Annotated in this window: 19 protein-coding genes; 15 read left to right on the plus strand and 4 right to left on the minus strand. The window is 67.7% G+C overall.

Translation table 11 applies throughout. The features are described from left to right. Window positions 1-26 precede the first annotated feature (26 nt). The 13 genes from AC1AYN_RS08300 (at window position 27) to AC1AYN_RS08360 (ending at window position 13,050) form a co-directional block, all read left to right on the plus strand. Window positions 27-1,787: a spermidine synthase gene (locus AC1AYN_RS08300; protein WP_476532895.1), complete on the plus strand. Its 1,761-nt coding sequence runs from the start codon at window positions 27-29 to the stop codon at window positions 1,785-1,787. 280 nt (window positions 1,788-2,067) lie between these two features. Next, complete coding sequence (infC, locus tag AC1AYN_RS08305) at window positions 2,068-2,787, plus strand: translation initiation factor IF-3 (protein ID WP_034526013.1); 720 nt, start codon at window positions 2,068-2,070, stop codon at window positions 2,785-2,787. Further along, the gene (gene rpmI, locus AC1AYN_RS08310) at window positions 2,768-2,965 is read left to right on the plus strand and encodes a 50S ribosomal protein L35 (RefSeq protein WP_034526016.1); all 198 of its coding nucleotides are present in this window, start codon (window positions 2,768-2,770) and stop codon (window positions 2,963-2,965) included. Before infC ends, rpmI begins: the two co-directional genes overlap by 20 nt. 52 nt (window positions 2,966-3,017) lie before the next feature. After that, window positions 3,018-3,401, plus strand: coding sequence for a 50S ribosomal protein L20 (gene rplT, locus AC1AYN_RS08315; protein WP_476502331.1), 384 nt, complete (start codon window positions 3,018-3,020; stop codon window positions 3,399-3,401). A 119-nt stretch (window positions 3,402-3,520) separates the two neighbouring features. Further along, window positions 3,521-4,456 (plus strand): site-specific tyrosine recombinase XerD, encoded by a 936-nt coding sequence (gene xerD, locus AC1AYN_RS08320; protein WP_476532896.1) that lies wholly within the window; start codon window positions 3,521-3,523, stop codon window positions 4,454-4,456. A 37-nt stretch (window positions 4,457-4,493) separates the two neighbouring features. Further along, window positions 4,494-5,333, plus strand: a complete 840-nt coding sequence (locus AC1AYN_RS08325; protein ID WP_476502333.1) for a ParA family protein — start codon at window positions 4,494-4,496, stop codon at window positions 5,331-5,333. 9 nt (window positions 5,334-5,342) lie between these two features. Next, window positions 5,343-6,248: a segregation and condensation protein A gene (locus AC1AYN_RS08330; RefSeq protein ID WP_476532897.1), complete on the plus strand. Its 906-nt coding sequence runs from the start codon at window positions 5,343-5,345 to the stop codon at window positions 6,246-6,248. After that, window positions 6,245-6,817, plus strand: coding sequence for an SMC-Scp complex subunit ScpB (gene scpB / locus AC1AYN_RS08335; RefSeq protein WP_476502335.1), 573 nt, complete (start codon window positions 6,245-6,247; stop codon window positions 6,815-6,817). Before AC1AYN_RS08330 ends, scpB begins: the two co-directional genes overlap by 4 nt. Window positions 6,818-6,934: 117 nt before the next feature. Continuing rightward, a complete protein-coding gene (locus tag AC1AYN_RS08340; protein ID WP_476532898.1) occupies window positions 6,935-7,750 on the plus strand; it encodes an NUDIX hydrolase in 816 nt (271 codons plus the stop codon). Window positions 7,751-7,930: 180 nt separating this feature from the next. After that, window positions 7,931-9,211 carry a quinolinate synthase NadA gene (nadA, locus tag AC1AYN_RS08345; protein ID WP_476532899.1) on the plus strand — a complete coding sequence of 427 codons (1,281 nt, stop codon included), beginning with the start codon at window positions 7,931-7,933 and terminating at the stop codon, window positions 9,209-9,211. Between the two features lie 29 nt (window positions 9,212-9,240). Next, window positions 9,241-10,887 (plus strand): L-aspartate oxidase, encoded by a 1,647-nt coding sequence (locus AC1AYN_RS08350; RefSeq protein WP_476532900.1) that lies wholly within the window; start codon window positions 9,241-9,243, stop codon window positions 10,885-10,887. A gap of 19 nt (window positions 10,888-10,906) precedes the next feature. Continuing rightward, the gene (locus tag AC1AYN_RS08355; RefSeq protein WP_476532901.1) at window positions 10,907-11,812 is read left to right on the plus strand and encodes a nicotinate-nucleotide diphosphorylase; all 906 of its coding nucleotides are present in this window, start codon (window positions 10,907-10,909) and stop codon (window positions 11,810-11,812) included. Continuing rightward, on the plus strand, window positions 11,809-13,050 hold the full coding sequence (locus tag AC1AYN_RS08360) for a cysteine desulfurase family protein (protein WP_476532902.1): 1,242 nt from the start codon (window positions 11,809-11,811) through the stop codon (window positions 13,048-13,050). Before AC1AYN_RS08355 ends, AC1AYN_RS08360 begins: the two co-directional genes overlap by 4 nt. A 27-nt stretch (window positions 13,051-13,077) precedes the next feature. On the opposite strand, the gene AC1AYN_RS08365 is transcribed toward AC1AYN_RS08360, so the two are convergent. Beyond that, window positions 13,078-13,272 carry a hypothetical protein gene (locus AC1AYN_RS08365; protein ID WP_476532903.1) on the minus strand — a complete coding sequence of 65 codons (195 nt, stop codon included), beginning with the start codon at window positions 13,270-13,272 and terminating at the stop codon, window positions 13,078-13,080. Between the two features lie 151 nt (window positions 13,273-13,423). On the opposite strand from AC1AYN_RS08365, the gene AC1AYN_RS08370 reads away from it, so the two are divergent. After that, a complete protein-coding gene (locus AC1AYN_RS08370; protein ID WP_476532904.1) occupies window positions 13,424-14,584 on the plus strand; it encodes a DUF2974 domain-containing protein in 1,161 nt (386 codons plus the stop codon). A gap of 116 nt (window positions 14,585-14,700) precedes the next feature. Beyond that, entirely contained in the window at window positions 14,701-15,447 is a 747-nt protein-coding gene (locus AC1AYN_RS08375) for a hypothetical protein (RefSeq protein ID WP_476532905.1), read from the plus strand. A gap of 81 nt (window positions 15,448-15,528) precedes the next feature. Here the strand turns inward: AC1AYN_RS08375 and AC1AYN_RS08380 are convergent, their stop codons facing one another. The 3 genes from AC1AYN_RS08380 to AC1AYN_RS08390 all read right to left on the minus strand — a co-directional run bounded on the left by AC1AYN_RS08380 (window position 15,529) and on the right by AC1AYN_RS08390 (window position 18,195). Continuing rightward, window positions 15,529-16,452, minus strand: a complete 924-nt coding sequence (locus AC1AYN_RS08380; RefSeq protein WP_476502344.1) for a LysR family transcriptional regulator — start codon at window positions 16,450-16,452, stop codon at window positions 15,529-15,531. A gap of 92 nt (window positions 16,453-16,544) precedes the next feature. Then, window positions 16,545-17,195 carry an HAD family hydrolase gene (locus AC1AYN_RS08385; RefSeq protein WP_476532906.1) on the minus strand — a complete coding sequence of 217 codons (651 nt, stop codon included), beginning with the start codon at window positions 17,193-17,195 and terminating at the stop codon, window positions 16,545-16,547. 85 nt (window positions 17,196-17,280) lie between these two features. Beyond that, a complete protein-coding gene (locus AC1AYN_RS08390) occupies window positions 17,281-18,195 on the minus strand; it encodes a helix-turn-helix domain-containing protein (RefSeq protein ID WP_476532907.1) in 915 nt (304 codons plus the stop codon). Between the last annotated feature and the right edge of the window lie 103 nt (window positions 18,196-18,298).

The following is an 18,298-nucleotide window of genomic DNA, read 5'->3' on the forward strand; positions in this document are numbered from 1 at the left end:
ACGCGAGACGCGTTAGTGTTCGTCCCATGGCAGTGAAAACAGCGGCGAGCGAGCGGCCGATCCTCAGATCCAAGACGTTCCTGTACGTCACCGAGTTCTTCTCCGGCATGGCCGTGATGGCCGCCGAGCTCGGCGCGTCGCGCCTGCTCGCGCCCTACTTCTCCAGCTCGCAGATCGTGTGGACCATCATCATCGGCACCATCATGATCGCGCTCGCCCTGGGCGCCGTGTTCGGCGGCAGGTGGGCCGACCGCGATCCGGATCCGGACAAGCTGTACCTGCGCATCATGGCCGCCGCCGTGTGGATCTCGCTCATCCCGCTCGTCGGCAAATACGTGGTCCTCCTCGTCTCCGGACTGCTCATCGTGACCGTCTCCACGAACTTCCTCGTCATCGCCGCGTTCGCCAGCTGCATGGTCGTCTTCGTGCCGCCGCTGTTCCTGCTCGGCACCGTCACCGCCGGACTCAACAAGTTCGCCACCGACTCGCTCGACGACAACGCGTCCGTCGTGGGGCGTCTGTCCGCATGCAACACGATCGGCTCGATCCTCGGCACGTTCCTGCCCACGTTCGTCACCATCCCCGCCGTCGGCACGTTCGTCACGTTCCTCGTCTTCTCCGGACTGCTGCTCGCCATCCCGATCGTCTACTTCGTCTCGATGCGGGCGAGACGCGTCGCCTGCGCCGTCTCGGCCGCCGTGTTCGCCGTCTCCGCCGTGCTCTCGCCGATGAGCGGATTCGCGTTCTGGGAGGACTCCTCGACGCTCGCCTACGAGGGCGAGTCCATCTACAACTACCTGCAGGTGAAGAACCTGCCCGACCGGACCATCCTGTCCACCAACGTGCTGTTCGGCGTGCAGTCCGTCACGATGAAGGACCGGGGGCTCACGGGCATGTACTACGACACCGCCCTCGCCGCGCCCGCGCTCGCCGACCACGCGCGCTCCGCGCTCGTCCTCGGCATGGGCACCGGCACCTACGCGCGGCAGCTGAGGCGTTACTATCCGAAGATAAAGGTGCAGGGCGTCGAGATCGACGCGAAGATCACGCGCCTGGCCGGCGAATACTTCGACGAGCCGGACGACGTGCCCGTCGCCACCTACGACGGACGCGCGTGGCTCGCCGCGTCCCGGGAGCGGTACGACGTGATCATGGTCGACGCGTACCAGGACATCACCATCCCGTTCCAGATGAGCTCCGACGAGTTCTTCACGATGGTCAGGAACCATCTCAATCCCGGCGGCGTGATGGTCGTCAACATGAACATGGTCTCCGACGGACGCGGCTCCATCAACGAGGCGCTCCAGACCACCATCGCCAACGTGTTCGACGGCGCGTGCCGCATCGGCACGACCTACACGGCCGACGTGCCCGGCACCACCAACCGCGAGCTGTTCGCCAAGGCGCCCACCGCCGCCGAACTGAAACGCTACGACGGATGCAGCGACTCGTGGCGGCGCACCGGCGGCATCGCCACCGTCCCCGAACCGGTCGGCAGCGGCATGCGCGACGACGTGAAGGCGACGGCGCTCCGTGCCGCGGCATGGGAGCGCACGCACGACGGCGCGCTCGCCGCGTACATGAGCGAGGTCGCCTCGCGCATGACGCCGGTGCGCGACCCGTCGACCGGCTCCGGCGACCGGTCGCTGATCCTCACCGACGACCACGCGCCCGTCGAACTGCTCGGCATGCGGGCGATCGACAACATCATCGCCGAACAGGCGGGGCCGTACCGCGACATCCTGAGGAAGGAGGGCGTCGGCGGACTGCTGCGCGAGATGCGGTGAGGCGTCCCCGTCCGCCCGCGACACGCAGGGCGGCGATGTCCGGGGGTGTGGTAGACTCTCCATTTGGCTTGAGAAATCAAGAAAGCGGGGCAACCCCACCTGGAAGCCTTTCACGGCCTCGGGTCCACGGCAATGGCCGGCGCATCCTCGGGTGATGCGCGAGCGACGTCAGGAACGTCCGATGTGATGCAACGCGTGTGTATGCGATGCCATGTCGTCATGCCATGGAATCGAGACGGTATGAGGTCTTACGGATGGGCTCCGCTACGGAAATCAGAGGATTGGAGTCATCATCAGCGACGAACCACGCATTAACGACGAGATTCGCGTCTCGCAGGTGCGCCTGATCGGCCCGAACGGCGAACAGGTGGGAGTCATCGCGACCTCGGTCGCCCTCAACCTGGCGAAGGAAGCGAACCTCGATCTCGTCGAGGTGGCGCCCAACGCGAAGCCTCCGGTCGCCAAGCTCATCGATTACGGCAAGTTCAAGTACAACGAGAAGATTAAGGCCCGCGAGGCCCGCCGCAATCAGAACACGGCCGAGATCAAGGAGATCCGCTTCCGCCTCAAGATCGACGACCACGACTTCGACGTGAAGAAGGGCCATGTGGTCCGCTTCCTCAACGGCGGAGACAAGGTCAAGGTCACCATCATGCTGCGCGGCCGCGAGCAGTCCCGCCCGATCGGCGGCGTGGAACTGCTGCAGCGTCTCGCCGCCGAGGTGGAGGAGTACGGCACCGTCGAGTCCAAGCCCAAGCAGGAGGGCCGCAACATCATCATGACGCTTGCGCCCAAGGGCAAGAAGGTGCACACCCAGTCCGAGCAGCGACGCCGCGGCGCCGAATCCCGCGCCGAGCGCCAGGCCCGACAGGCCGCGCGTCTCGCCGCCAAGCAGGAGGCGCAGGCGCAGGCCGCCGCGGAGGCGAAAGCCTCGGTCTCCGCCACGACTTCCAAGAAGCACACCAACAAGGAGGGCAGCAATGCCGAAGATGAAAACTAATTCCGCCGCTTCCAAGCGCGTCCGCCGCACCGGCACCGGCAAGCTGATGGCGGCCGGCAGCGCCATGCGCCACAACCTCGAGCACAAGTCCGCCCGCCAGCGCCGCGCGCTGAAGGCCGACGAGGTTCTGCCCACGCCGCAGACCAAGAAGCTCAACCGCCTCCTGGGCGCCCGCTGAGCCTGACCAGAGACAAGACCTGCAAACTTCAGAAAGCTGAGGAAATAGAAATATGGCACGTGTCAAGCGCGCAGTGAACGCCCACAAGAAGCGTCGCGTCGTTCTCGAGAGGGCCTCCGGCTACCGCGGCCAGCGCTCCCGTCTGTACCGCAAGGCCAAGGAGCAGCTGCTCCACTCCTTCAACTACAACTTCCGCGACCGCAAGGCCCGCAAGGGTGACTTCCGCAAGCTGTGGATCCAGCGCATCAACGCCGCCGTCCGCGCCGAGGGCATTACCTACAACCGCTTCATCCAGGGCCTGCACCTCGCCGGCATCGAGCTGGATCGTCGCGCCCTCGCCGAGCTCGCCATCTCCGACGCCGACGCCTTCAAGGCCATCGTCGAGGCCGCCAAGGCCGCCCTTCCGGAGGACGTGAACGCCCCGAAGGCCGCCTGATTCCGCTGACGCGAATCCTGATCGAAGACCCCGCACGCGCGGGGTCTTCGTGTTTGTGACGGGATGCCGCACGGCATCGCCGATACGATCGGACGATACGGGGGTACGGGAGGAGCATCGTGACCGACGGAAACGACGGATTCGGAAGGCTGCTGGAGCAGTTCACCGCGCATATCGACGTGGAACGCGGGCTCGCGAAGGCGACGGTCGCCGCATACTCGTCGGACCTTGCGCGCTACGTCGCGTTCCTGCGCTCGCGCGGCGTGACGGACCTGCGCGGCGTCACGCGGTACGACGTGGAGGACTTCGTCGCCGCATTGGACGCGGACGGCGAATCCGCGCGTTCGAAGGCGCGCCGTCTCGCCGCCGTGCACGAGCTCCACCGGTTCGCGCTCGGCCGGCATGAGGTCGGCGAGGACGTCTCCGCGGACGTGAAGGCGCCGAAGGGGACCTCCACGCTGCCGGACGTGCTCACCGTGGACGAGGTGGCGCGTCTGCTCGACGCGGTGCCGACCGCCGGCGACGACCCGGTCATGCTGCGCGACAAGGCGCTGCTCGAATTCATGTACGCGACCGGATGCCGCGTCTCCGAAGCGGTGGGCCTGAACCTCGACGACATCGACCTGGCGGACCAGCATGTGGCGCGTCTCATGGGCAAGGGCTCCAAGCAGCGGCTCGTGCCGGTCGGCGGCTACGCGTGCACGGCGATGACGCGCTACCTCGACCTCGGCCGGCCCGCGTTGGAGGCGCGCGACCGTTCCGGCAGGCCCGAGAGACGGGCCGTGTTCCTCAACAAACGGGGGAGGCGTCTGTCGCGCCAATCCGTGTGGGAGGTCGTCAAGGCGTCCGGGGAGCGCGCGCACATCACGCGTCCGCTGCACCCGCACACGCTGCGCCACTCGTTCGCCACGCATCTCATCCAGGGCGGCGCGGACGTGCGCACCGTGCAGGAGCTGCTCGGCCACGCCTCCGTCACCACCACGCAGATCTACACCCACGTGAGTCCGGAGAACCTCATCGAGACGTATCTGACCGCGCATCCCCGCGCGCGATGAGCCGGATTGGCGCACCAATGATGATAAGGTAAACCATATGCCTACCGATATGCTTGGACGCGAGTATGAGACCTTTCCCGCCCCCGGACCGTTGCGGCAGCACGGCCCGGCGAGGGTCATCGCCATGTGCAACCAGAAGGGCGGCGTAGGCAAGACCACCAGCTCCATCTCCATCGCCGGCGCGCTGAGCCAGTACGGGCGCAAATGCCTCATCGTCGACTTCGACCCGCAGGGCGCCGCCACCGTGGGCCTCGGCATCAACGCGAACACCGTCGAGAAGACCATCTACAACGCGCTGTTCGACTTCCGCATGGACGTGCACGAGGTGGTGCGCCACACCGCCTTCGAGAACCTCGACATCATCCCGGCGAACATCGACCTGTCCGCCGCCGAGGTGCAGCTCGTCACCGAGGTGGGGCGCGAGCAGATCCTCGCCCAGGTGCTGAAGCCCCTGCGTGACGAATACGACGTGATCATCATCGACTGCCAGCCGTCGCTCGGCCTGCTCACCGTGAACGCGCTGACCGCCGCGGACGGCGTCATCATCCCCGTGGCCGCCGAGTTCTTCGCGCTGCGCGGCGTCGCCCTGCTCATGCAATCCATCGAGAAGGTGCAGAGCCGCATCAATCCCTCGCTCAAGGTGTACGGCGTGCTCATCACGATGTTCACGCGCACCCTCCACTGCGAGGAGGTCATGCAGCGCATCTACGAGGCGTTCCAGGACAAGGTGTTCCACACCGTCATCTCCCGCTCCATCAAACTGCCCGACTCGACCGTGGCGGCCGCGCCGATCACGATCTTCGCGCCGCAGCACAAGACCAGCAAGGAGTATCGCGAGGTCGCCCGCGAACTCGTCGCCAACGGGGTCATCGCCTGAATGGACGATATGCGCACCACCGCGGCGGCGTCGGATCCGGCCGCGGCGGGGGAGCCGGCCGCGTCGTCGTCGCCCGCCGGTTTCACCGTGAACCTCGACGTGTACTCCGGCCCGTTCGACGTGCTGCTCGGCATGGTCGCCAACCGTCGGCTCGAACTGACCGAGGTGTCCCTCTCCGCGATCACCGAGGAGTTCCTCGCCTATGTGCGCGGGCTCGACTTCGCCGCGAACATGGACGAGGCGAGCTCGTTCCTCGACGTCGCGTCGATCCTCGTCGAGGCGAAGAGCGCGGCGCTGCTGCCCGCCGACCTGTCCGGCGAACGCGACGAGCTCGGGATGGAGGCGCTGCGTGAACGCGACCTGCTGTTCGCGAGGCTCCTGCAGTACCGGGCGTTCAAACAGGCGGCCGGCGAGTTCCGCGCGCGCATCGCCGCGAACAGGGGGCGTTTCCCGCATCCCGGCGAACTCGACGAATCGATCACAGCCATGCTGCCGGAGCTCGTGTGGACGATCGGCGCCGACGACCTCGCGTCGATCGCCGCGCGCGTGTTCGCCGACGTGCCGGCGACGACGGTGAGCACCCGCCAGCTGCACGTGCCGCTGGTCGACCTCGAGACGCAGGCCGCGCTGGTGCGCGACAGGCTGCGCGCATTGGGCGAGGACGGGTCGATGACCTTCGCCGAACTCGCCGCCGACGCGGACGGGCGCGCGGAGGTCGTGGCGCGCTTCCTCGCCGTGCTCATGTTCTTCAAACAGGGCAGCGTGCGGTTCCGCCAGTCCGGACCGTACGCGACGCTCCATCTCAAGTGGGCGCCCGACCAGCCGTCGTTCGCGGACGGTGCCGGGGCCCCGGACGCTGCGGCCGCTCTGGACGACGAGGCCGCCATATCGATCGACGAAAGGGATTTCGCATGAACGTGGAGGAGTATCCGGGCGGATTGAAGGCGTGCCTGGAGGCGATGCTCATGGTCGCCGACGAGCCGCTGGACCCGGACGCCGCGGCGCGCGTGCTCGGCGTGGACCCGACTACGGTGACCGAGGCGCTGGAACGGCTCCGCGACGCCTACGAGGTGTCCGACCGCGGCTTCGAACTGCGCCGCACCGCGCGCGGATGGCGGTTCGCGAGCCGCGCCGTGTACGAGCCGGTCGTCTCCGCGTTCGTGACCGACGGCCAGACCGCCCGCCTCGGCCAGGCCGCGTTGGAGGCGCTCGCCGTGATCGCCTACCGGCAGCCGGTCACGCGCGCGCAGATCTCCGCGATCCGCGGCGTCAATTCGGACGGCGTGATCCGTTCGCTCATCGTGCGCGGGCTGGTGCGTGGCCAGGGCGTCGACGCCGAATCGCGCGCGACCCTGCTCGTCACCACCGACCTGTTCCTCGAGAAGATGGGGTTCGACTCGCTCGACGAGCTGCCCGAACTCGCGCCGTTCCTGCCTGATTCGATCGGTGAGGTCACCGCCGACGCCAGCGGCATCCATCTGTGAGCTGGTGCGGTGAAGCGCCGGCCGAACATGTCGTGAACAACTTATAGTCAGTTTGACTATAAGCAGTGTTATGCTGATGCACCGTCAACGAAAACCACGATCGGACGGAAGTGGACGATGGGCATCGGCAATGTCTCCGAACGACGGCTCGCGCCGCCGCAGGTCGGCGTATCCGTCGTGATCCTGGCCCTCGGGCCGGATTCGACCGGGCGCAGCCGCCTATGGCTGCCGCTCGTCAAACGCGTGCGCCAGCCGTTCCTCGGCGCATGGGCGCTGCCCGGCGGCGACCTGGCCGCCAGCCGGTCCCTCGAGCAGTCCGCGTACGCCGCGCTCGAATCGACCACCACGCTGCACCCGCGGTATCTGGAGCAGCTGTACACGTTCGGCGACCCCGGGCGCTCCCGCGGGGGCCTGCCGATGGTCTCCATCGTCTACTGGGCGCTCGTCGGCACCGCGGAGGCGAAGGACTTCGTCGAAGCCGACAACGTCCGCTGGTTCCCCGAGAACGGACTGCCCGAACTCGCCTTCGACCACAGGGCGATCATCGACTACGCGCTGTGGCGGTTGCGCACCAAGATCGCCTACCCCGACGTGGCCGCGCGCCTCGTCGGCGAGACGTTCACGCTCAGCCAGCTGCACGACGTGGTCGAGGCCGTCACCGGCGAACCCGTCGACCTCGCCAACTTCCGACGGCGCATCCTCGCCTCCGGCGAGCTCGAGGACACCGGCGCCAAGCAGCGCGTCGGCAAGCACCGCCCCGCCGCCGTGTACCGGTACGTGGACGCCGCCTCCAAGCCATGGAACCCATACGACTGGCTGAAGGACGATGAAGGCGGCGCGGGCGCGGACGGACGCGCGGCGGACGGCCTGCCCGGGCCCGACCCGCCGCCCGCGGCCGTGGATGACGATCCGATGTCCGCGCTTTCGCGCTGAGCCGGATCCGGTCCGTCCTCCCTCCTCCGGCCATCGACCATTACCCATCACCGCACCGGAACCCCGACGCGCCCCGCGCGCCCGGGGCGGCGAAGCATACCCGAAAACACCGGTGCCCCCATCCGTCGGCACCGATCACCATCCACCAGAACACCAGAACAAAGAAACAAAGGAACGATCATGACAGCGACATTCACCGCACCCTCCGTCGACGAGATCATCGCCCGGCTCGGCGCGCAAAGCACCTGCGACGCGGGCCTCACACTCGACCCGTGGCACTTCGACACGACGAAGCCCAGCTACGGCCCCGGCGCCTCCATGCTCGACCGTCTGCCCAAGAACGCACCCCGCCAGCAGGTGCTGCCCGACGAATACCGCAACGCCTCCGACGAGGAGCTCCAGCAGCGCATCCGCGACGCGAAGCGCCGCCTCGGCTCCAAGCTGCTCATCCTCGGCCACTTCTACCAGCGTGACGAGATCATCGAGCACGCCGACTTCGTGGGCGACTCCTTCCAGCTCGCCAAGAACGCGACCGAACGCCCCGACGCCGACCACATCGTGTTCTGCGGCGTGCACTTCATGGCCGAAACCGCCGACATCCTCTCCACGCCCGAGCAGACCGTGACCCTGCCGAACCTGTCCGCCGGATGCTCGATGGCCGACATGGCCAACATCGACCAGGTCGAGGAGGCATGGGAGCAGCTCGGCGAGATCTGCGGCACCAGGCCCGGTTCCGACGGCCTGCAGCCGATCATCCCCGTCACCTACATGAACTCGTCCGCCGCCCTCAAGGCGTTCTGCGGCCGCCACGGCGGCATCGTGTGCACGTCGTCCAACGCGCACGCCGTACTCGAATGGGCGTTCGCCCGCGGCCGCCGCGTCCTGTTCTTCCCCGACCAGCACCTGGGACGCAACACGGCGCGCGCCATGGGCGTCCCGCTGAGCGAGATGCCCCTGTGGGACCCGTTCAAGGCGCGAGGAGGCGCGGCCGACCCCGCCGACTACGCGAACGCGAGGATGATCCTGTGGAAGGGCTTCTGCTCCGTGCACCAGCGCTTCACCGTCGACCAGATCGAACGCGCCCGCAAGGCGTACCCGGGCGTCAAGGTCATCGTGCACCCCGAATGCTCGATGCAGGTCGTCGACGCCGCCGACGGCACCGGCTCCACCGCGTACATCGTCAAGGAGATCGAGAACGCGCCCGCCGGCTCCGCCATCGCCGTCGGCACCGAGATCAACCTCGTCAACCGCCTCGCCGCGCAGCATCCCGACAAGACCGTATTCTGCCTCGACCCGGTCGTCTGCCCCTGCTCCACCATGTACCGCATCCACCCCGCCTACCTCGCCTGGGCGTTGGAGAACCTCGAACAGGGCAACGTCGTCAACCGCATCACCGTGGACGAGGACACCGCCCGCGAGGCCAAGATCGCGCTCGAACGCATGCTGCGCGTCCACCCGTGAACGCAGAGAACGAGACAGGGAACGAGACAATGAACGACACCGACATCATCGTCATCGGCGCGGGCGTGGCCGGACTGTCCGCCGCGCTCGCCGTGGCGGGCGAAGGCCATGACGTGACGCTCGTCACCAAGACCGAACTCGTCGAATCGAACACCTACCACGCGCAGGGCGGCATCGCCGCGGCCATCTTCGCCGACGACGACCCGAAACTGCACGCCGCCGACACCATCGCCGCCGGGCACGGCCTGTGCGACCCGAAGGCCGTCGACATCCTCACGCGCGAAGGCGCCGACCGCGTGCGCGAATTCGCCGCCGCAGGCGTGCGCTTCGACCGCGACGCCGACGGCCACATGCTGCGCGGACTGGAGGCGGCGCACTCGCGGGCCCGCGTCGTGCACGCCGGAGGCGACGCCACCGGACGCATCCTCGAACTCGACGTGTCCGCCATGGTGCGCGCGAACCCGCATATCCGCATCGTCGAACACGCGTTCCTCAAGGACCTCCTCGTGCGCGACGGCCGCATCGCCGGCGTCTCGCTGCTCGAGGACGGGCACGACGTCCCCCTGCGCGCGAACCGCGTCGTCCTCGCCACCGGCGGGGCGGGCCGCATGTACCCGTACACCACGAACCCAATCGTCGCCACCGCCGACGGACTCGCCGCCGCATGGCGCGCGGGCGCCCAGGTCGCCGACCTCGAATTCACCCAGTTCCACCCCACCGCGATGGCCGTCGGCGAGCATTTCCTCGTCTCCGAAGCCGTGCGCGGCGAAGGCGCCATCCTGCTCGACGAGCACGGACGCCGCTACATGAAGGACGTGGACCCGCGCGCCGAACTCGCGCCGCGCGACGTCGTCGCCCGCGAGAACTTCCGCGTCATGCAGCGCCAAGACGGCCGTCCCGTCATGCTCGACGTCTCTCCGATGCGCGACGAACACCCCGACCTCGCCGCGTTCCTCGCGCAACGCTTCCCGACCATCGACGCCTACACGCGTTCGCTCGGCTACGACTGGAGCCGGGAGCCCATCCCCGTCGCGCCCGCCGCGCACTACTTCATGGGCGGCATCCGCACCGACCTCGACGGACGCGCCTCCATCCCCGGACTGTACGCAGCCGGCGAATGCGCGCGCACCGGCGTCATGGGATCGAACCGCCTCGCCTCCAACTCGCTGCTCGAAGGCCTCGTCTACGGCCGCCGCGCCGGCCTTGCCGCCGTGCATGACACGGACGACACGACATGGACGCCGCAGCCGCTGCTCAACTCCGCGACCGGCGGGGTCTACGACAAGCCGCCCGTCGCGCTCGCCACGCCGCCCGTCGCCGGTGCCGGCGACCACGGCGACGACGTCGCGACCACGGACGACGTGTGGGACCGCACACGCATCCAGAACACGATGTGGCACGACGTCGGCGTGCTGCGCGACGCCGACGGGCTCGCGCGCGCCATCGCCGCGCTCGGCGACGGTCTCGCCGTCGCGGATGCGCACGCCGCGCACGCCGCGACTCCGGCGGAATCCGCCGACGTGACCACGCTCGAGAACCGGAACATGCTCACCGTCGGCTACGTGGCCGCGACCGCCGCGCTCGCCCGCACCGAATCGCGCGGCGCCCACGCGCGCACCGACTTCCCCGAACCCCGCGACGAGTGGGCGCACTCCGTCGCCTACGTCAAGCGGTAATCCACGACCAAGGAGCACCATGCTCACGCAACAGACCATCCATGCCGCCGTCGCGGCGGCGCTCGCCGAGGACGCGCCCTACGGCGACGTGACCTGCGAGACCACCATCCCCGCCGACGAGACCGGCGAAGCCCGACTCGTCGCGCGCGAGAAAGGCGTGATGAGCGGCATCGACGTGTTCGCCGCCGCCTTCGCCACGCTCGACCCGTCCGTGACCGTCGAACCCGCCATCCGCGACGGCGAACGGTTCGAGGCCGGACAGACGCTCGCCACCGTGCGCGGCCGCGTGCGCGGCCTCCTGACCGCCGAACGCATCGCATTGAACTTCACACAGCGCATGAGCGGCATCGCCACGATGACCGCCGCGTTCGTCGCCGCCGTGGACGCGATCTACGAGGACGGGTACGACGGTTCCGCCGGGCCGGTCACGCCCCCGCGGCGCTACGCGCGCACGCGCATCGTCGACACGCGCAAGACCACGCCCGGACTGCGCCCGTTCGAGAAATACGCGGTCGTCTGCGGCGGCGGACACAACCACCGCTACGGCCTGTCCGACGCGGTCATGATGAAGGACAACCATCTCGCCGCGCTCGCCGCCCGAGGCATCGACCTCGCCGGCGCGATCCGCCACGTGCGCGACCAAGTGGGGCACACCACGCACATCGAGGTCGAGGTCGATCGGCTCGACCAGATCCCCGCGGTATTGGACGGCGGCGCCGACACCATCATGCTCGACAACTTCACGCTCGACGACACCCGACGCGGCGTGGAGACGATTGACGGACGCGCCATCGTCGAGGCGAGCGGCAACATGACGCTGGAACGCGTCGCCGCGGTCGCCGCCACCGGTGTGGACGTGATTTCCGTCGGCGCGCTCACCCACTCCGTGCGCGCCATCGACCTCGGATTGGACTGGTCGCGATGAGCGGGACGATTCAGGAACGGACGGGCGGCGTCGCCGCGACACGGGAACAGGAAGCCGGCAAGGCGCGGGAAGCCGGCGAACTCTACCTCGACGCGGCCGCCACCGAACCGGTGAGCCGGGACGTCATCGCCGCGATGACCCCGTTCCTCACCGACGCGTACGCGAACCCGGCCAGCGTGCACCAGCCCGGCAAGACCGCGGCGCGCGCCCTCGACGCGGCGCGAGTCTCCTTCGCCGCCGGTCTCGGCGCCAAACCCGACGACGTGATCTTCACCTCCGGCGGCACCGAATCCGACAACCTCGCCGTCAAAGGCATCGCCATGGCCCGGATGAAGCGGCTGGGAGCGCACCCGCGCATCGTCATCTCCTCGATTGAGCATCCGGCCGTCTCCGCGTCCGCCGACTGGCTTGCACGATGGTTCGGCTTCGAGGTCGTGCGCATCCCCGTCGACCGCGAGGCGCACCTCGACCTGGATGCGCTCGAACGGGCGCTCGACGGCGAGGCGGGGGAGCGGACCGCGCTCGTCAGCGCCATGCTCGCCAACAACGAGGTCGGCACCGTCGAGCCCGTGGAGCGGATCGTCGCGATCGCGCACGCGCACGGGGTGCCGGTGCACGTCGACGCCGTGCAGGCCGCCGGGCTCATCCCCATCCGCATGCGCGACTGGGACGTGGACGCGTTGAGCGTCTCCGGACACAAGTTCGGCGCGCCCAAAGGACTCGGCGCGCTGCTCGTACGCGGGCGCACGCCCATCGAACCGGTGCTCTCCGGCGGCGGGCAGGAACGCGGACTGCGTTCCGGCACGCAGAACGTGGCCGGCGCGGTCGCGCTCGCCATCGCCCTGGACGGCTCGAACCGGCGCATGGCGGCACGGTATCGGGAACTCGTCGCCTCGCGCGACATGCTCATCGACGCGGTGCGGAGGGTCATACCCCGTGCCGAGCTCACCGGCGACCCGGAACGACGGCTCCCCGGACACGCCTCGTTCGTCTTCCCCGGCGTGACCGGCGAGGCACTGCTCGTCGACCTGGACGCGCGCGGCATCGCCGCATCCTCCGGATCCGCGTGCGCGATCGGACGGCATGAGATCCCCGCCACGTTGCTCGCCATGGGATTCGAGCCGGCCATCGCGAAATCGGCGTTGCGCATGACGTTCCGCGAACCGCTCACCCGCGAGGAGATCGAACGGATCTCGCTCGCGCTGGAGGAATCCTACACGGAGCTCACGCGGCGGTAGCCGGATGAAACGGGGTCGCTCCGGTGCTCAGAACGGGAAATACCGGCCCTGATCCATCTTGTGGGATATCTCGTCGAGGTCGTGCGCCATCTGCCGCTCCTCCTCGGACCCCCTCCTCAACCGGTCCGCCTTGGCATCGAGATGGTGCTGTACGGAGCACATCGCCACCAGCGCGATGACGACGACGAACGTTACCGTTACTACGATCGCCAACCAATTCATGAGGCCCATCATAGGATTCGCCGCGACGCCCGTCCACCTGTCGTAATGGGGTGCCTTTCGCCGGCGACGCACCTAAGATATGCGTAATGTACCTAGGAAATGACGGCGACCGAAGCCATCGCGCATCGCCGCCTGCGGAGGGGAGGTCGCCATGGGCAATGTGACGGATGATCTGCGGGTGCGGTTCGCCACGTTCGGAGACGACGCGTTCGATGAGGTGGACAGTCTGGTGCTGTCGCAGTTGGCGTATGCGCGCATGCCGGACAATGTCCCACGCTGGAACGGCAATGTCGGCGGTGCCCACGACGCGCATGCCGGCGGGGAGGCGGCATGGGGAGGCCCCATTCCGACGGTCCCCGTCCGCGACCTGCTGCGCGCGGAATGCTACGACGCCATGTTCGGGCGGGTGTGGTCGCCGCAGCTGAACGTCGACCTGCTTCGCGCCGTGTGCGAGAACCCGCGTTGGCGCGCCCTGCGTGTGGGTGCCTATGTGGACGAGTTCGACGCGGCCTCCACCAAGCAGTTCTCGGCGTGTGTGTTCGACGTGGGGGATGGCGCGCTCTACGTCGCCTTCCGCGGCACCGACAGTTCAATCGTCGGATGGAAGGAGGATTTCACGATGGCGTTCCGGCGGCCGGTCGCCTCGCAGTCGGCGGCCGTGCGTTACCTCGCCGACGTGGCCGCGCGATGGGACGGGCCGCTGATGGCGGGAGGCCACTCCAAGGGCGGCAATCTCGCGGTGTATGCGGCGTCCGCGATGCCGGACGACGTCGTCTCGCGCATCACGGCCGTGTATTCGCATGACGGCCCGGGCTTCGACGAGGCGTTTCTGGGATCGCCGGATTATCTGCGTCTGGCCGCCAGGGTGCACAAGTCCGTGCCGGAATCGTCGGTCATCGGCATGCTGTTCGAACGGCGCGAGCAGGCGGACGCCGGCTATGAGGTGGTGGCGAGCGACGGGCTCGGCATCATGCAGCATTTCGCGTTGAACTGGCAGGTGAGGGACGGCCGGTTCGTCCATGCGGACGGTCTGACGGCCGGGGCGCGGTATGCGGCGCGCACGTTGAACGACTGGATGGCTCGGTACGACGACGAACGGCGCCGGCTGTTCATCGAGGGCCTGTTCGCCATCCTCGAGGCGGGCGGATACCCCACGTTCGGCGAGCTCACCGCGCATTGGACGCAGTCGTTGCCGGCCATGCTCGCGGCGGCGCGGGGCATCGCCCCCGACGATCGCGGGGTGATGGTCGAAGTGCTCAAGGGGTTCGCGGCGACCGCGGCCACGTCGGTCATCCCCGGCGGCGATCGGTGAGACGCGAAGCGACGGGACGAGGGGATGACGGAGTGGGATATCGGATCCGCGGAAACATCGACGGGGGTAGTCTGGAATCGTGACACCGTCGCCCGTTCGATGAAAGAAGGATATCGATGACCGTTCCACAGCAGCCGCTTCCGCAGAATCCCAATCCTCAGCCGCAGTCCCAGCCTCAACAGCAGTCCCAGCCGGGGTACGGCTACGCGCCGCAGGCCCTGCAGACTCAGGCTCAGGCCCCGCAGGCTCAGGCCCCGCAGCCGCAGGTCCCGCAGGCCGCGGGGCAGCCCGTGCCGCCCGTGCAGCCGGTGCCCCAGTACGCGCAGCCGGTGGCAGGCGCGCCGCAGCAGCCCGCCCCCAGTTACGGCTATGCGCCCCAGCAGCCGGCGCCCGGCTACGGCGTCCAGCCCGGCTACGGCCAGCAGTCCGTCGCGCCCGCGCGGAAGCCGAACTTCCTCGACACGCTGGATATCGCCAAGACCACGAAGGATTCGCTGATCGCGATGATCGTGTTCCTGGGCATCGACCTGCTGCAGTCGCTCATCTCGCTGATGTCCCGGCCGGGCCTCGGTTACGGCTACGGCGGCCCGCTGGACGTCATCATCGGCTTCTCGCCGTGGGTGTACCTCACCCTCGCGCTGGCGCTGTTCATCATCGGCCTGCACGTGGTCGGATCGGTGAAGTGGTACCGCACGACCGGCTTCGTCCTCCTGGCCGCGGGATCCGCGGTCGAGCTGCTGCTGCAGATCCTGTGGGTCTGCCGCGTGTACGGCACCGGCACGTCGCTGCTGTCGTTCCTCGTCTACGCCGCGTTGCTCGCGCACGTGGTCGTGCTGTTCGTCGCGTACGGGCAGCGTGGCTGAATCGTCTGCCGTAATCGGGGAAAACGAAGAGGGGGCTGCACATGGATTCCATGTGCAGCCCCCTCTTGCCGTCGGCCGCCGTCAGTCGATGAGCTTGTAGCCGTGGTCGGCGACGACGCTCTTGAGCTTCTCCAGATAGGTCTCGGCGGCCTTGGAGAGCTTGGCGCGCTCGTTGGTGATCCAGCCGACGAGCATCGTCTCGTCCGAGTCGAGCGGCACCGTGCAGATCTTCTCGTTGTTGAGATCACCGTTGTCGATGCCCGTGCACACCGTGTAGCCGTTGAGGCCGATGATGAAGTTGAGGATCGTGGCGCGGTCGGTCACGTTGATCTGCTTGGGGGAGTAGTCCGGCCAGACCGCCTCCTCGGCGAAGTAGAAGGAGCCGTCCTCGCCCTGCTCGTACTGGATGAACGGGTAGGGCCTGAGGTCCTTCATCGTGACCATCTTCTTCGAGGCGAGCGGGTTCGTGCGCGCCAGGAACACGTGCAGCGGCGCGCGGAACAGCGCGTGGAACTCGAGATGCTTCTCGCGCAGCAGCTTGCCGATGACGTCCTTGTTGAAGTCGGACAGGTAGATGATGCCGACGTCGGAGCGCATGTTCGCCACCGAGTCGATGATGTCGCGCGTGCGGGTCTCGCGGATCGTGAACTCGTATTCGTCGGAATGGATGGAATCGATCATCTCGACGAACGCCTCGACCGCGAACATGTAGTGCTGGGTGGAGACGGTGCACAGCTGTTTGCGCGGCTTCGCGTTCTTGTAGCGTTCCTCGAGCAGCGACGCCTGGTCGAGGACCTGGCGCGCGTAGGTGAGGAACTCCGCGCCGTCGACCGTCAGCGCGATGCCCTGCGAGGAGCGGGTGAAGATCTCGATGCCGAGCTCCTTCTCCAGTTCCTTCACGGAGGAGCTCAGGGCCGGCTGCGAGACGTAGAGCTCGTGCGAGGCCTCGTTCATCGAACCGCATTCGACGATCTTGACGATGTATTTGAGTTGCAGAAGCGTCATAAAATCTCTTTATACCAGTGGGGATGGCCGAGGGGGCGGGTTATAGCCGCGGATTCCATCCGCATGGCCGCACGGTGAGACCGGCGGACGGCTCACAACCTCACGCCGAGCGTCGTCAGGTCCTCGCGTGCCTTGGCGGCATCGGTGAACGGCAGTCCGTGGATGCCCACCGCATCCGCGCTGGCCACGTTCTTCGCGGTGTCGTCGAAGAACACGCACCTGTCCGCTTCGAGGCCGAATCGGGAGAGCGCGAGCTCGTAGATGTCGGCGTTCGGCTTGTGCATCTTCTCGATGCCGGAGACGACGGTGCCGCCGAGCAGCTCGACGAGCACCGGGTACTTGTCGAAGGCGACGTGGATCGTCTCGTGCGACCAGTTCGTCAGCCCCCACACGCCGTAGCCGTGCGCCCTGAGGTCGCGCAGCAGCTGCTCCATGCCCGGCAGCATGCGCGGCAGGGCGTCGCCGTAATGGCCGATGTAGTACTTGAAGATCCTCGCGATCTCCCCGCCCTGCTCGCGCACCACGTCCGGGTAGATGTCCGCGAAGTCCTCGCCGGCGTCCATGCGGTCCTCGTAGCGGAAGAAGCCGTGCGGATCGTCGTCGGCGCAGATCGCATCCACCACGTCGTCCGGGAAACGCCCTTCGAGGCAGGCGCGCACCTGCCAGTCGAACAGCACGCCGCAGAAGTCGAAGATCACGTCGGTGATGGGGGAGTCGGGGGAAGGCGTGGTGGAGATGGCCATGGAAAGCTCCTGATCGGTGGGGTGCATCATCGTATGCGTCCCAGTGTAGCGGCATGGATGGGATGGAACGGCGGTTCCGGAAGATTCAGCCGGCGGGATGACCGGCGCGGTACAGCATCGGAGTCATGCCGGACCGCTGCTTGAACGCGCGGGTGAACGTGTTGAGGCTGGGATAGCCCACGGCGCTCGCCACCTGCCGGACGGGCATGGCAGTCGTGGACAGCAGCCGTCTCGCCTCGTCCATGCGCCGTATGGTGAGGTAGGCGTAGGGCGTCCGTCCGGTCAGCGTCTTGAATTTGCGCAGGTATTGCCGCGGGCTCAGCGAGGCCCGTTGCGCGAGCGCGTCTACGGTGATCGGGTCGCGGTAATGGTCGTCGAGATAGGACAGGGTCTCCCTCACGGCGAGCATGTCGTCGTCGGCGATGGTGGCGGGAGTGCGCAACGCCAGTCCGGTGAGCAGATCGGTGAGGATCCGCGCGCCGATGAGATCGGCGTGCGCCTGGTCCGACGTATAGGCGTCGAGCAGCCGGTCGATGGAGTTCTCCATCAATGCCGGATTGCCCACCGGGAACACGTTGCCCAACGCTCCGACGATACGCTCGTAATACAGACGTGCGGGGGCTCCGTCGAAATGGATCATGCTGGTGCGCGTGGTCTCGTCCGCCCGGCCCTCGTGCTTGAGATAGGTGTCGAACAGGAACACGCTGCCGGCGGCGACGTCATACAGGGTCGGTTCGTCGTCGAGCCAGATGGTGGCGTGCAGCGTGCCCTCCCGCACGATGCCGAGCAGAAAACTGTCGAACCGGGATCTGACCAGTTCGAACCCCGGCCGGTAGGTGAACCGTCCGATGCGCAATGGATACAGCAGATGTCTCCGCGCGCCGGTGGTCGGCGAGACGATGAGCAGTTCGGATTCATCGGGGACGACGCCTTCCTCGACCGGATGGATGATCTGCGGGGCGTTGCGACGTGACGACGTCGTTGTCGTTTTCTGCGTCATGGTTGTCTCTTTTTGCGGTTGTCGTCGGGTGTGTGGGCCGTCAGCGGCGGCTGAAATTGATTATATCGTCCGAGTGAGCGTTCACGGGACGGCATGTGACTTA

Source organism: Bifidobacterium sp. LH_413, assembly GCF_056357015.1.

Bases quoted from the DNA above. Each gene is read 5' to 3' on its own strand.
- AC1AYN_RS08375 (WP_476532905.1), top strand. From the start codon at position 14,701: ATGACCGTTCCACAGCAGCCGCTTCCGCAGAATCCCAATCCTCAGCCG.
- AC1AYN_RS08330 (WP_476532897.1), top strand. From the start codon at position 5,343: ATGCGCACCACCGCGGCGGCGTCGGATCCGGCCGCGGCGGGGGAGCCG.
- AC1AYN_RS08385 (WP_476532906.1), bottom strand. From the start codon at position 17,195: ATGGCCATCTCCACCACGCCTTCCCCCGACTCCCCCATCACCGACGTG.
- AC1AYN_RS08340 (WP_476532898.1), top strand. From the start codon at position 6,935: ATGGGCATCGGCAATGTCTCCGAACGACGGCTCGCGCCGCCGCAGGTC.
- rplT (WP_476502331.1), top strand. From the start codon at position 3,018: ATGGCACGTGTCAAGCGCGCAGTGAACGCCCACAAGAAGCGTCGCGTC.
- AC1AYN_RS08380 (WP_476502344.1), bottom strand. From the start codon at position 16,452: ATGACGCTTCTGCAACTCAAATACATCGTCAAGATCGTCGAATGCGGT.
- scpB (WP_476502335.1), top strand. From the start codon at position 6,245: ATGAACGTGGAGGAGTATCCGGGCGGATTGAAGGCGTGCCTGGAGGCG.
- rpmI (WP_034526016.1), top strand. From the start codon at position 2,768: ATGCCGAAGATGAAAACTAATTCCGCCGCTTCCAAGCGCGTCCGCCGC.
- AC1AYN_RS08390 (WP_476532907.1), bottom strand. From the start codon at position 18,195: ATGACGCAGAAAACGACAACGACGTCGTCACGTCGCAACGCCCCGCAG.
- AC1AYN_RS08360 (WP_476532902.1), top strand. From the start codon at position 11,809: ATGAGCGGGACGATTCAGGAACGGACGGGCGGCGTCGCCGCGACACGG.
- nadA (WP_476532899.1), top strand. From the start codon at position 7,931: ATGACAGCGACATTCACCGCACCCTCCGTCGACGAGATCATCGCCCGG.
- AC1AYN_RS08350 (WP_476532900.1), top strand. From the start codon at position 9,241: ATGAACGACACCGACATCATCGTCATCGGCGCGGGCGTGGCCGGACTG.
- AC1AYN_RS08355 (WP_476532901.1), top strand. From the start codon at position 10,907: ATGCTCACGCAACAGACCATCCATGCCGCCGTCGCGGCGGCGCTCGCC.
- AC1AYN_RS08370 (WP_476532904.1), top strand. From the start codon at position 13,424: ATGGGCAATGTGACGGATGATCTGCGGGTGCGGTTCGCCACGTTCGGA.
- AC1AYN_RS08300 (WP_476532895.1), top strand. From the start codon at position 27: ATGGCAGTGAAAACAGCGGCGAGCGAGCGGCCGATCCTCAGATCCAAG.
- AC1AYN_RS08325 (WP_476502333.1), top strand. From the start codon at position 4,494: ATGCCTACCGATATGCTTGGACGCGAGTATGAGACCTTTCCCGCCCCC.
- AC1AYN_RS08365 (WP_476532903.1), bottom strand. From the start codon at position 13,272: ATGAATTGGTTGGCGATCGTAGTAACGGTAACGTTCGTCGTCGTCATC.